Annotated in this window: 9 protein-coding genes and 1 riboswitch; of the genes, 5 read left to right on the plus strand and 4 right to left on the minus strand. The window is 71.5% G+C overall.

What is annotated here, in order from left to right; genetic code table 11:
• Positions 1-128 precede the first annotated feature (128 nt).
• The 4 genes from ACFV0O_RS25690 to ACFV0O_RS25705 all read right to left on the minus strand — a co-directional run bounded on the left by ACFV0O_RS25690 (position 129) and on the right by ACFV0O_RS25705 (position 5,274).
• A complete protein-coding gene (locus ACFV0O_RS25690; RefSeq protein WP_380345646.1) occupies positions 129-1,895 on the minus strand; it encodes an ABC transporter substrate-binding protein in 1,767 nt (588 codons plus the stop codon).
• Between the two features lie 54 nt (positions 1,896-1,949).
• Positions 1,950-2,939 (minus strand): ABC transporter permease, encoded by a 990-nt coding sequence (locus tag ACFV0O_RS25695; protein WP_380345648.1) that lies wholly within the window; start codon positions 2,937-2,939, stop codon positions 1,950-1,952.
• A gap of 461 nt (positions 2,940-3,400) precedes the next feature.
• Positions 3,401-4,357, minus strand: coding sequence for an enhanced serine sensitivity protein SseB C-terminal domain-containing protein (locus tag ACFV0O_RS25700; RefSeq protein WP_380345650.1), 957 nt, complete (start codon positions 4,355-4,357; stop codon positions 3,401-3,403).
• A 116-nt stretch (positions 4,358-4,473) separates the two neighbouring features.
• On the minus strand, positions 4,474-5,274 hold the full coding sequence (locus tag ACFV0O_RS25705; protein WP_360254131.1) for an enhanced serine sensitivity protein SseB C-terminal domain-containing protein: 801 nt from the start codon (positions 5,272-5,274) through the stop codon (positions 4,474-4,476).
• Positions 5,275-5,504: 230 nt separating this feature from the next.
• Positions 5,505-5,609, plus strand: a riboswitch (glycine riboswitch).
• Between the two features lie 230 nt (positions 5,610-5,839).
• Here ACFV0O_RS25705 and gcvT point away from each other — a divergent pair.
• From gcvT to ACFV0O_RS25730, 5 genes are all read left to right on the plus strand, one after another.
• A complete protein-coding gene (gene gcvT, locus ACFV0O_RS25710; RefSeq protein ID WP_380345653.1) occupies positions 5,840-6,961 on the plus strand; it encodes a glycine cleavage system aminomethyltransferase GcvT in 1,122 nt (373 codons plus the stop codon).
• A gap of 102 nt (positions 6,962-7,063) precedes the next feature.
• Entirely contained in the window at positions 7,064-7,438 is a 375-nt protein-coding gene (gcvH, locus tag ACFV0O_RS25715) for a glycine cleavage system protein GcvH (RefSeq protein WP_360254127.1), read from the plus strand.
• 84 nt (positions 7,439-7,522) lie between these two features.
• Positions 7,523-8,803 (plus strand): serine hydroxymethyltransferase, encoded by a 1,281-nt coding sequence (gene glyA / locus ACFV0O_RS25720; protein ID WP_380345655.1) that lies wholly within the window; start codon positions 7,523-7,525, stop codon positions 8,801-8,803.
• A 190-nt stretch (positions 8,804-8,993) separates the two neighbouring features.
• A complete protein-coding gene (locus ACFV0O_RS25725; RefSeq protein ID WP_380345657.1) occupies positions 8,994-10,361 on the plus strand; it encodes an L-serine ammonia-lyase in 1,368 nt (455 codons plus the stop codon).
• Between the two features lie 172 nt (positions 10,362-10,533).
• Positions 10,534-12,333: a hypothetical protein gene (locus ACFV0O_RS25730; RefSeq protein WP_380345659.1), complete on the plus strand. Its 1,800-nt coding sequence runs from the start codon at positions 10,534-10,536 to the stop codon at positions 12,331-12,333.
• Positions 12,334-12,600: the final 267 nt, after the last annotated feature.

A 12,600-nucleotide genomic window follows, 5' to 3' on the forward strand; every position in this document is an offset into this window, starting at 1 on the left:
TCGATGATCCCGATCATCGCGGCCCGGGCCCGGGGGCGGGGCGGGCGGCGGCCCGCGGGGCGCGTGCACCCCCGGCGGCGGCGGGCGCCGCTGCCTTCACCTGCCTTCAGGGATGCGGAGCCAGGCTCTTACTTGGTGGTGCCGATGTTCAGGTAGTCGTACTCACCGGAGAACGCCGGGGTGGAGGCGATGTTGGTGGCGTTGTCCGGGCGGTACAGGAAGACCTTGAAGTAGGTCAGCGGGACGATGACCGCCTGGTCCATGACCTTCTTGTCGATGTCGCCGTAGATCTTCTCGCGGGCCGCCTTGTCCGGGTTGACGGCGGCGTCGTCGATCATCTTGTTGACGGCCGGGTCGTCCAGCTGGGACAGGTTGCTGTTGCCGGAGGGCTTGATCGCACGGCCGTCGACGATCTGCTGCAGGAAGCCGTAGCCGGTCGGCCAGTCGGCGCCCCACTGCATCATCATCAGGCCGATGTTGTGGTCCTGGGTGAACTGCGGGGCACCGGCGCTGTCGGTCAGGTACTTGCCCTGCGGGTACTGCTGGATCTCGGCGTTGATGCCGACCTTCTTCAGCGCGGCCTGGATCGAGGTGGCCGCGGCGACCTCGGTGGCGCGCTCGGTGCGGGCCGAGATGACGGTGTTGATGCTGTCCTTGCCGCAGGCCTTCAGGGCGTCCTTGGCCTTGGCCTCGTCACCCTTGTTGTCCTTGGTCTCGTACTGGTTGAAGTCCTGGTGGCCCGGGATGTCCGGCGGGAGCACCGTGTTGGCGATCTGGCCGCGGATCGGGCCGCCCTCGGCGGTCTGCACCGAGACCTTGTCGATCGCGAACTGGACGGCCTTGCGGCAGTCGACGTTGTCGAACGGCGCGACCTTGGAGTTGATCGCCAGGTAGACCAGACGGCCGCCGTAGGCGTTGTCGGTGCTGGCCTTGAGCTTCGGGTTCTGCAGGATCTGCGCCTGGGTCTGCGGGTCGACGCCGCCGCCCACCAGGTCGACCTGGGCGTTGCCGGCCAGCAGGTCCTTGTCGATGGTGGCCTGGTCGATGTTCATCTTGAGCAGGATCTTCTCCGGAAGCTGCTTCCGGATCGGGTCGGTGCTCGCGTCCCAGTTGGTGTTCGGCACCAGGACGGCCTGCTTGCCGTCCTCGTAGGACTCGAACTTGAAGGAGCCCGAGGACACGATGTGCTTCACGTAGTCGGCACCGGTGTCCTTGGCCTGCGGGACCGGCGCGGTCTGCGGGGCGCTGACCAGGTAGTCGAAGTCCGCGAACGGGTGCTTCAGGTGGAAGACGATCGTGGTGTCGTCCGGCGTCTCGATCGAGTTCAGACCGCCGGCCTTGTCCTTGTACGGACCGGCGTACGGCGTGTCGTTGTCGACCAGCAGGTCGTGGAAGTACGTCGGGCCGTTGGAGTTCACGTCCGGCGCGAAGTTGGAGCGCTCGACGGCGTACTTGACGTCCTTCGAGGTGATCGGGGTGCCGTCGTCGTACTTCAGGCCCTTGCGGATCTTGTACGTCCAGGTCAGGCCGTCCGCGCTGGGCTGGCCCATCGACTCGGCGAGGTCCGGGACGAGCTTGTTGCCCTCCTCGCCGGCGGCCGGGTTGAACGTGGTGAGCGGACGGGCGTACAGCCGCGAGAAGTTGTAGATGTACGCGTAGTACGTGTTGCCCGGGTCGAGCGAGTCCGGGGTGCCCTTCATCTCGAAGGTGACCGTCCCGCCCTTCTTGTCCGAGGCGTTCACGATGTTCTTGGTGGCCGCGTTGGCGCCGCCGCCGCCGCCCGAAGTGGACGAGGAGGAGGCGTCGCCGCTCTTCGACGAGCTGGAACAACCGGTCACGACCAGGACCGCGGCGGCGGCCGCCGCGGTCAGGGCGACGGTACGGGACCTACGCATGGGAAAGATCAACCCCTTGAGGATGTGGAGACGGTGGAGGGTCCTGACGCGGAGTCAGTTGCTCTTGGGATCGAGGGCGTCGCGCAGCCCGTCGCCGAGCAGGTTGAAGGCGAGCACGGTGATGAAGATCGCCAGACCGGGGACCACCATGTACTGGGGGTCCACCTGGTAGTACCGGATCGCGTCCTGGAGCATTCCGCCCCAGGAGGCTTGCGGGGGCTGGATGCCCACGCCGAGGAAGCTCAGCCCGGCCTCGAAGAGGATGTTGGTCGGGATCAGCAGGGTCGAGTAGACCAGGATCGGACCGACCAGGTTGGGCAGCAGTTCCTTGAACAGGATGAACGGTCCGCGGGCGCCGAGGGAGCGAGCTGCGTGGACGAACTCGCGCTCGCGCAGCGAGAGGGTCTGTCCGCGCACGATCCGGCCCATGTAGGGCCAGTTGAAGAAGCCGATCACGAAGATCAGCACCAGGATGTGCAGCGGGAGGCCGTGCAGGCCGAACGCACCGCCCTGCAGCGAGGTCGAGATCGCGATCGCGAACAGCAGCAGCGGGAAGGCGAGGAAGACGTCCATGACGCGGCTGATCAACGTGTCCACCCAGCCGCCGTAGTAGCCGGCCATGATGCCGAGCACGGTGCCGATGGTGTTGGACAGCACGGTCGCGCCGAACGCGACCAGCAGGGAGACCCAGGAGCCCTCGATCACGCGGGTGAGCAGGTCACGGCCCTGCAGCGGGTCGACCCCGAGCGGGTGGTCCCAGCTCATGCCTCCCCAGTCACCGAACGGCAGGCCGCCGAGGTCGGCGTCCAGCAGGTCCTGGTGGAGGGCGTCCGGGTCGAGCCCGAACATCGACTCGATCGGCTTGGCCAGCACGGCGAGCAGGATCAGCAGGATCACCACGGCGCCGCCGATGACGGCGGCCTTGTCCCGCTTGAAGCGGGTCCAGGCGATCTGGCCGAGGGAGCGGCCCTCGATCTTCTTGGCCGGGCTCTCGGCGGCTGCTGCCTCCGGCTCGTTCCCGGCGGTGGTCACGGATGCGGTCATGGTCAGTTGGTCCCCTCGCCGACGGTGGCCGGCCCACGGGTGCCGGTCGCCGGCTTCGGCGGTGCGGCTGCGGACGTGCGAAAGGTGCTAGGAGGAGCGGGTGTTCGCGGCAGTGCGTCGTGCACGGGCACTGCCACACGCGGGATGGGCTTCGCGTGGACAAGCGGGTCGGCGTGCGCGATCACCTTTGTGGGGTTCCAGTACGCGCGGTGCGTTGCGCAGAACTCTCTGCCATGCGAACTGGCTTACGCCAGACCTGACAACCGACAGATGCCCAACTGTGATCTGCAGGCATGCACCTCCACGATCTCCGGCATAACCCTCTTCACATGGCTGTAACAGGCATGTCAAGATGACCGGACGCCCAATCCGGAAATTCGTCCGGAAAGCATCGAAGCCGACTTGACGGACAATCAAGTCGGCTTCGCGGTGGAGATTACGGCGAGAAACGGTGGTGGCAATCAGCGCCCGGGGTAACCGGGCCACGGCCGCTGGGGCTGTTGCTGCTGGGGCTGCTGCTGCCAGCCCTGCGCGGGCGGCTGCGTGCCGTACGCCCACCCGGGCGTCGGCTGCCCGGGCATCGACGGCCCCGGGTACGCGGGCGGCGGCACCGGCGGGTACGGACCGGTCGCCGGGCGGCCGGCCTCCCGGTCGAAGAACGGCCGCGCGTTGGCGCGCATCCACAGCGCCACCGGGTCGTACTCGTCCGACATCGCCACCGTGGACACCGCGAGCCCCTCCGGGGCCACCGCGATCGCCCGCTGCATCAGCGCACGCACCGCCTCCACCGCGGGCGGCGAACTCTCGTACAGGTCCAGGCCGATCGCCAGGTAGGGCTCCCCCACCGCCGGCTGCACCCAGGCCCGGCGCAGCGCCCGGACCGCGCGCACCTCGGCGGCCTGCCGCTCCAGCAACGCGAAGAACTGCGGGGCGTTCAGCTGCGGCTCGCTCAGTTTCAGCGGCCCGGCGGGCAGCCGGTCCAGGCCCGCGGCGACCCGCCGCAGATCGGCCCAGGGCACGCCGACGCCGCCGCCGGGCGCGTGCGGGTTCAGCCACAGGCCCCAGCGGGTGCGGTACAGCGAGGCGGCGATCTCCGGGCCGGAGATGACCTCGTGGGCCCGCGCCCAGCCGGAGGCGGCCAGTTGCTCGGGCGAGGTGACGGCCGGCGCGTAACCGTGGCCGCTGATCTCCATGTTCCCGTACTGCGCGTCCGGGCTGCCCGGCGTGCCGTGCCAGAGCAGCATCCAGACCCGGCCGTCCGCCAGCGCGTGCAGCAGTCGCTCGTACGCGTCGTAGCGCTCCGGCGCGACCTCGCGCAGGGCGTGCTCCAACACGCCGGGATCCGCTCCCGGGCGCCCGGCCGGTGCCTGGTGGCTCCAGGGCCCCGGCACCCCGCCCGCTCCCGTTCCCGCACTCATGCGCCCACCTCGCCGCGCCTCTTTCCTCGAACCCGCCGGCCCGTCGGCCGTCTGCACGCACCCTATGGCGCGGCACCGGCCACCGCCACGGCGACGTGCCTGTGATACGAAGCCGCTCACACCCGCGTGTAGAAAGGCAGTACCCGGGTGAGCAGCCACTCGACCACCGGGTCGTCGGCGAGGTCGAGCAGTACGAGGTGGACGCCGCCCGGCAGCGGCGCGGTTCCCAGCGCTCGGCCGAGCGCGTCGTTCACCGCGGCCGGGTCGGCCGGGGCCGCCGGATCCAACTGGACGCCCACGAACATCACGGTGGGCTCGCCCTCGATGCTGGCCAGCGCCCTGCGGGCGGTCAACACTCCGGGGAGGGCCGACAGTTCGGCCCGGCAGGCGGCCAGGAAGTGCTCCGGGTCCTCGCCCGGCACCGGCTCGCGCAGCGCGACCCGGCCGCCGGTCGGCGCCGGATCCTCGGCGCCCTCCCAGCGGTCCTCGCGCGGACCGCGCCGCAGCTCGGCCACGCCCTCCGGCGGCACCGGGATGCCCACCGCCGCCTCCGGGTTCACCGCGATCCCCACGCCCAGCGGCAGTCCGCGGGCGAACTCCCAGACCGGCGCGATCGCGAAGGCCATCCCCGGCGCCTGCTGCAGGAACACCTCCTGCGAGGAGAACACCGGCACGTACGGTTCACCGGCCAGCTCGACGGTCGGCAGGTCCAGCGACTGCCCCTGCGGGTCCGCTCCCGCGGGCAGCGGCACCCACACCTGGCTGCGGGCCAGCACCTCGATCACCCGCGGCGTCGCGCCCGGGTCACCCAGGGCCGCGGTCAGTACCTGCTCCAGCTCGTTGGCCGGCCACGTACCGCCCGCCGGCGCGCCCTCAGGACCGCCCCACCCCTGCTGCTGCTCCACCGGGTACCCCATGCGCCGCCGACTCCGCCCTCTGCCGGTCGGCCGCCCTCTGCTGCGCCGACGCGGAGCAGTCTAGGGCCCGGGGCAGGGGGGACGGGGGCACGTGTTCGGGCGGGTGCGGTCCGCCCGGGCGCGCGGCCGCCGTGTGACCGGGTCCCCCCTCCCTTCCTCGCCCGGGACGTGCCATGATGTGCGCGTCCGACGGCATGCGCCGCGGGCCCCACAACTCCATACCGGCCGCTCGAACCCGCGCGGGAGAGCCCGGAGTGCCGCAGCAGCGGTACGGCCGGCGCCGAAGGAGCAAGTCCTCCCCGGAATCTCTCAGGCCCCCCTACCGCACGGGTTAGGCACATCTGGAAAGCGGCGCACGGCCCTGTCGTACGCCCACCCACGGTGCAAGCCGCCATGCTGTCCCCCAAGCTGGAATCAGCTGCGGGCCGGCGTGCGGTGAAGCTCTCAGGTTCGACGACAGATGGGGAGACCCACGCCGCCGCATGCCCGCGCGCAGGGTCGGTCCCCGAGCGGGTCCGGTCCGGCGCGTGCACCCCTGAGTGCCCCGACCGAGGAGTTCCTGGCCATGTCGTCCCTCCGCCTGACCGCGCTCGACGCGCTGCACCGCGCCCTCGGCGCGACCATGACCGACTTCGCCGGCTGGGACATGCCGCTGCGCTACGGCAGCGAGCGCGAGGAGCACCTCGCCGTCCGCACCAAGGCCGGTCTGTTCGACCTCTCCCACATGGGCGAGATCACCGTCACCGGCCCCCAGGCCGGCGAGATGCTGGACCACGCGCTGGTCGGCTTCGTCTCCGCGCTGGGCGTGCTGCGCGCCCGCTACACCATGATCTGCGCCGAGGACGGCGGCATCCTGGACGACCTGATCGTCTACCGCCTGCGCGAGGACGCCTTCCTGGTCGTCGCCAACGCCTCCAACGCCCAGCTGGTCCTCGACGAGCTGATCGCCCGCGCCAAGGGCTTCGACGCCGTCGTCACCGACGACCGCGACACCTACGCGCTGATCGCCGTCCAGGGCCCGGAGGCCACCGCGATCCTGGCCGACACCACCGAGGCCGACCTGCCCGGCCTCAAGTACTACGCGATCCTCCCGGCCCGGGTGGCCGGCCGCGACGTGCTGCTGGCCCGCACCGGCTACACCGGCGAGGACGGCTTCGAGGTCTTCTGCCACCCGGTCGACGCCGAGGAGATCTGGCAGGCGCTGACCACCGCCGGCGAGGGCCGCGGCCTGGTCCCGTGCGGTCTGTCCTGCCGCGACACGCTGCGCCTGGAGGCGGGCATGCCGCTGTACGGGCACGAGCTGTCCACCGACCTCACCCCGTTCGACGCGGGCCTGGGCCGGGTCGTCCGCTTCGACAAGACCACCAACGAGGGCGCCTTCATCGGCCGCAAGGCGCTGGAGCAGGCCGCCGCCGCGGCCGAGACCAACCCGCCGAAGGTGCTGGTCGGCCTGGTCTCCGACGGCAAGCGCGTCCCGCGCGCCGAGTACACCGTGGTCTCCGCCGACGGTACCCCGATCGGCCGGATCACCTCCGGTGCGCCGTCCCCGACGCTGGGGCAGCCGATCGCGATGGCCTACGTCGACGCGGCCCACGCCGCCCCCGGCACCACCGTCGCGGTGGACGTGCGCGGCAAGCACGAGCCGGTCCGGGTCGTGGCGCTGCCGTTCTACAAGCGCGCCCGCTGAGCGACCCCGCCGACCGTCCCCTTTCCCCGTACCCGCACGTCGAAGCTTTCCGCGCGGCGGCCCGCTTCGTCGTACCCGCTTCCCATCCTGGAGAATGACGCCATGAGCAACCCCTCGCACCTGAAGTACACCGAAGAGCACGAGTGGCTGACCGACGCCGAGGACGGCGTCTCCACCATCGGCATCACGCAGCACGCCGCCGACGCTCTCGGTGACATCGTCTACGTGCAGCTGCCCGAGGTCGGCGACGAGGTGACCGCCGGCGAGACCTGCGGCGAGCTGGAGTCCACCAAGTCGGTCAGCGACCTGTACTCGCCGGTGACCGGTGAGGTCACCGAGGTCAACCAGGACGTCCTGGACGACAACGGTCTGGTCAACAGCGCCCCGTTCGAGGGCGGCTGGCTGTTCAAGGTGCGCGTCGCGTCCACCGGCAAGCTGCTCACCGCGGACGAGTACAACGCCTTCATCAAGGCCTGACCCGTTCGTGACCGGGCGGGCCGCCCACGCGTCGGCCCGCCCCCACCGGGGCCCCCTTTCCTCCTCCACCGGGAAGAACACACCATGACGGTTCTCAACCAGTCCCTGCACGCCCTCGACCCGGAGATCGCCGCCGCGGTCGACGCCGAGCTGCACCGCCAGCAGACCACCCTGGAGATGATCGCCTCCGAGAACTTCGCCCCGGTGGCGGTCATGGAGGCCCAGGGCTCGGTGCTCACCAACAAGTACGCCGAGGGCTACCCCGGCCGTCGCTACTACGGCGGCTGCGAGCACGTCGACGTGGTCGAGCAGATCGCGATCGACCGCATCAAGGCCCTGTTCGGCGCCGAGCACGCCAACGTCCAGCCGCACTCCGGTGCGCAGGCCAACGCCGCCGCGATGTTCGCGCTGATCCAGCCGGGCGACACCATCCTGGGCCTGAGCCTGGCCCACGGTGGTCACCTGACCCACGGCATGAAGATCAACTTCTCCGGCAAGCTCTACAACGTGGCCGCGTACCACGTCGACGAGAAGACCGGCCAGGTCGACATGGCCGAGGTCGAGCGCCTCGCCAAGGAGCACCAGCCGAAGCTGATCATCGCGGGCTGGTCCGCCTACCCGCGCCAGCTGGACTTCGCCGCGTTCCGCCGGGTCGCCGACGAGGTCGGCGCGCTGCTCATGGTGGACATGGCGCACTTCGCCGGCCTGGTGGCCGCCGGGCTGCACCCGAACCCGGTGCCCTACGCGGACGTGGTCACCACCACCACCCACAAGACCCTGGGCGGCCCGCGCGGCGGCGTCATCCTGTCCAAGGCCGAGTACGCCAAGAAGATCAACTCCGCGGTCTTCCCCGGCCAGCAGGGCGGCCCGCTGGAGCACGTGATCGCCGGCAAGGCGGTCGCCTTCAAGGTCGCGGCCTCCGAGGAGTTCAAGGAGCGCCAGCAGCGCACCCTGGACGGCGCCCGGATCCTGGCCGAGCGCCTGCTGCAGGCCGACGTCGCCGAGGCCGGCGCGTCCGTCCTGTCCGGTGGCACCGACGTCCACCTGGTCCTGGTCGACCTGCGCAACAGCCAGCTCGACGGCCAGCAGGCCGAGGACCGCCTGCACGAGGTCGGCATCACCGTCAACCGCAACGCCATCCCGAACGACCCGCGCCCGCCGATGGTCACCTCGGGCCTGCGGATCGGCACCCCGGCCCTGGCCACCCGCGGCTTCCAGGCCGAGGACTTCCGCGAGGTCGCCGACATCATCGCCGAGGCGCTCAAGCCCGCCTTCGACGAGACCGTCGCCGACGCCCTGAAGGCCCGCGTCACCGCGCTGGCCGAGAAGTACCCGCTGTACCCGACCCTGGCCAACCAGGAGTAGGTACCGGCGGGCGGGGCGACCCGCCGGCAGGCCCACCGGCCGGCAGGTGACCGGCCGGTAGGTGACCGGGCTCACCCCTCCCGCGTACGTGGCACCCCGGGGCACCCCGCACACTGGACAGTGCGGGGTGCCCCGTCCTGTGCCCCCATGCCAGCAAGTCCTTCCACGAGACCAGACAAGGACGTCCCCCGTGGCCATCAGCGTCTTCGACCTCTTCTCCATCGGCATCGGCCCGTCGAGCTCCCACACCGTGGGCCCGATGCGCGCCGCCCGGATGTTCGCCCGCCGACTGCGGACCGAAGGCCTGCTGACCCAGGTGACCGGCGTGCGCGCCGAGCTGTACGGCTCCCTGGGCGCCACCGGTCACGGCCACGGCACGCCCAAGGCCGTCCTGCTGGGCCTGGAGAACCACTCCCCCCGCACCGTCGACGTCGACCAGGCCGACAAGGACGTCGAGCGGATCACCGCCGAGAAGAAGATCAACCTGCTCGGCGAGCACTCCATCGACTTCGACCCGGCCAACCAGCTGGTCCTGCACCGCCGCCGCTCGCTGCCGTACCACGCCAACGGCATGACCCTCTGGGCGTTCGCGGCGGACGGCTCCACGCTGCTGGAGAAGACCTACTACTCGGTCGGCGGCGGCTTCGTCGTCGACGAGGACGCGATCGGCGCCGACCGGGTCAAGCCCGACGACACCGCGCTGAAGTACCCCTTCCGCACCGGTGACGAACTGCTCCGGCTCAGCCGGGAGACCGGCCTGTCCATCTCCGGCCTGATGCTGGAGAACGAGAAGGCCTGGCGCAGCGAGGAGGAGATCCGCACCGGACTGCTGGAGATCTGGTCCGTGATGCAGGAGTGCGTGCGGGCCGGCATGACCCGCGAGGGCATCCTGCCGGGCGGTCTCAAGGTCCGCCGCCGGGCCGCCGCGGCGGCCCGGACGCTGCGCGCCGAGGGCATCGGCCCGGCCAACGCGATGGAGTGGGTGACCCTCTACGCGATGGCGGTCAACGAGGAGAACGCCTCCGGCCGCCGGGTGGTCACCGCGCCGACCAACGGCGCGGCGGGCATCATCCCGGCCGTACTGCACTACTACCTGAACTTCATCCCGGGCGCCGACGACGACGGCATCGTCCGCTTCCTGCTCGCGGCCGGCGCCATCGGCATGCTGTTCAAGGAGAACGCCTCCATCTCCGGCGCCGAGGTCGGCTGCCAGGGCGAGGTCGGCTCCGCCTGCTCGATGGCCGCGGGCGGCCTCGCCGAGGTCCTCGGCGGCACCCCCGAGCAGGTCGAGAACGCCGCCGAGATCGGAATCGAGCACAACCTCGGCCTCACCTGCGACCCGGTCGGCGGCCTGGTCCAGATCCCCTGCATCGAGCGCAACGGCATGGCGTCGGTCAAGGCCGTCACCGCGGCCCGGATGGCGCTGCGCGGCGACGGCCGGCACCACGTCTCGCTGGACAAGGCGATCAAGACGATGAAGGAGACCGGCGCCGACATGAAGATCAAGTACAAGGAGACCTCGCGCGGCGGCCTCGCCGTGAACGTCATCGAGTGCTGACCCCGAACTGACCGGTCACGGACTGTACACCGGTCCGGCGCGCCCCGGCCCCCGGGCGGAGATCCCCTCCGCCCGGGGGCCTTCGCGATTCCCGTGCGCTTTTTTACTGGCCGACGGTCCGTCAGGAGGTCCATAATCACGGCCAGTCGGTTCACGCCAGAGGGGGAGGCGGATGACCTTCCAGCCCGGGCCGGTGCGGCCCGACGAGCCGCCCGCACCGTTCCCACCGCCCGACGGACCACCACCACCACCGACGTCACCGTACGCGACGTCCGAGGCCACCCGGCTGCTCTGCGCCGGCGTCTACCTCGACCCGGACTACCGCCGGCGCGTCATCGGCGAACTGGTCGAGCACGACGAACGCTCCGTCCCGCCGTCGCTCGGCTTCGACCTGGTCACCGTCCTCGCGCACGCCCTCCGGGCCCGGGCCCTGGAGGTCCGCACCGGCGCGGCGCTCGCCACGGTCTGGCTCGGCTTCTTCTGCACCGTCTACTGGCCGCTGATCCGGAACCCGCCGGACGGCAGCTACTGGAGGGAGTACGCGAACGGGCTGACCCACGGGTACGACGGGGGTCCGTACGGCAGTGAGTCGACGGCCGACACCGTGTTCGCCGCGATCTCCCAGTACATGCCGCCGTTCACGGCCACCTTCCCCGTCCTCTACGCCGTGGTCTGCCTGCTGTCCTGGTACGCCAAGCCCGCGGACGTCCGGCAGCACGCGCTGTACGCCCCCGCCTCGTCCGCCGGCACCCGGCCGTCCGACGTCCGGCGCACGGCCGGCGGGTTCCTCTCCGCCCTCGCCGTGATCGCCCAGGTCCTCTACTGGACGCTGGCCCTGCTCACGCTGAAGGAAGGGGTCTGGGAGGGCACGCTGTTCCCGCTGGCACTCGCGGCCACGGTGGGCCTGCACCGGCTGAGGATCGCCCAGGTCATCCGGAGCGAGCTGACCCGCACCGCGTTCCCGCAGCATCCGCGCCGCCTGCCCGACCGGCCGCGCTACCGGGAGCTGTGGCGGGCGATCGCCGCCGAACAGCACTCGCCGCTCATCGTCTACGACCCGGCCGACCCCTTCCTCGGCGCCGGATTCCCCTTCAAGGTCTGGTCGTTCACCCTGGAGCTGAAGCGCCGCGGGACCGGCCCGGTGGCCCCCGGGGGCGGCCTCACCGCCCGGACCGTCCTCGAACTGGTCACCCCGCGCCTGGCCGAGCTGCGGCAGGCCGCCGCCGAGTCCAGCCTGGACCGGCTGAAGGACCTGGAGATCACACACGTCGTCTACCTCCCGTACGGTCCGGCGCGCCGCGAGGTGTCGCGCGCGGAGGCGGAGATCGACAGGCACATCGCCGAGGCGGTGGACGAGGGCGGCGAACGCCGTCGGCACTTCCTGCGCGTCCGGGTCGGCGCCTGGGACGAACAGGTGGTGACGACCCTGCAGTTGCGGGTGCACACCCAGGGGAACCTGCTGATGGTCGAGGTCGTCCCGCACGTGCTCGGACCGATCCGGCGCGACTACGAACTGCTGGCGGACGCGGTGGCCCAGCAGGGCACCCGGGCGGGCCGCCGCGGTTCGGCGATGTCCGCGTTCACCGCCGGGCCGGCCGCCCTCCGCGCGCTGCTGCGGCCGGGCGGCGGGCGGGCGACGGGCGGGTCGGCCGCCGACGACGAACCGGCGGCCGTGGCCGCCCGCCCGGTGGTCTCGCTGCGTGAGGCCGCCACTTCACCGGCCGTCTCGATCTTCCAGGAGCTGGACGTCAGGCGGTACGTGAAGTCGATCGAGGAGCGGATCATCGGGGGTCTGCGGGTCGCCTTGGAGCAGGCCGGGTACGAGACCGACCGCTTCGAGCAGAACGTGATCCAGGTGATGGAGGGCGGGATCCACATCGGCTCGATGAGCGGCGGCGCCGTCGCCACCAACGGGGGCACGGCCCGGTCCGGCGCCCCGGAGGCCCCGCCGTCCGGCGGCAAGCCCTCCTAGGTCCTGTCCGGACCTAGTACCTCCGTTCGCCACCACGGCGGGGGGAGTTCGGGATCGACACGAGCGAGGAGCAGCACGTGCGGCACGACGAGGAGAGCACTCCCCCGGCACCGGCGCCCGGCGGGGTGTCGATCGGCGCGATGACCGGCGGGGCCGTCGCCTCGGGCCCCGGCGCCCGCGCGGAGGACCGGTCGCGGCGGGGCGGGGGGCCCCCCCCCCGGCCCCCCCTGAGCCGCGGGAACGGGCCCCCCCCCGCGCCCCGCGGGG

Origin of the sequence: Kitasatospora sp. NPDC059577, assembly GCF_042735475.1 — a bacterium.
In the GTDB taxonomy this organism is placed as follows: domain Bacteria; phylum Actinomycetota; class Actinomycetes; order Streptomycetales; family Streptomycetaceae; genus Kitasatospora.

Bases quoted from the DNA above. Each gene is read 5' to 3' on its own strand.
- ACFV0O_RS25690 (WP_380345646.1), bottom strand. From the start codon at position 1,895: ATGCGTAGGTCCCGTACCGTCGCCCTGACCGCGGCGGCCGCCGCCGCG.
- ACFV0O_RS25695 (WP_380345648.1), bottom strand. From the start codon at position 2,939: ATGACCGCATCCGTGACCACCGCCGGGAACGAGCCGGAGGCAGCAGCC.
- ACFV0O_RS25700 (WP_380345650.1), bottom strand. From the start codon at position 4,357: ATGAGTGCGGGAACGGGAGCGGGCGGGGTGCCGGGGCCCTGGAGCCAC.
- ACFV0O_RS25705 (WP_360254131.1), bottom strand. From the start codon at position 5,274: ATGGGGTACCCGGTGGAGCAGCAGCAGGGGTGGGGCGGTCCTGAGGGC.
- gcvT (WP_380345653.1), top strand. From the start codon at position 5,840: ATGTCGTCCCTCCGCCTGACCGCGCTCGACGCGCTGCACCGCGCCCTC.
- gcvH (WP_360254127.1), top strand. From the start codon at position 7,064: ATGAGCAACCCCTCGCACCTGAAGTACACCGAAGAGCACGAGTGGCTG.
- glyA (WP_380345655.1), top strand. From the start codon at position 7,523: ATGACGGTTCTCAACCAGTCCCTGCACGCCCTCGACCCGGAGATCGCC.
- ACFV0O_RS25730 (WP_380345659.1), top strand. From the start codon at position 10,534: ATGACCTTCCAGCCCGGGCCGGTGCGGCCCGACGAGCCGCCCGCACCG.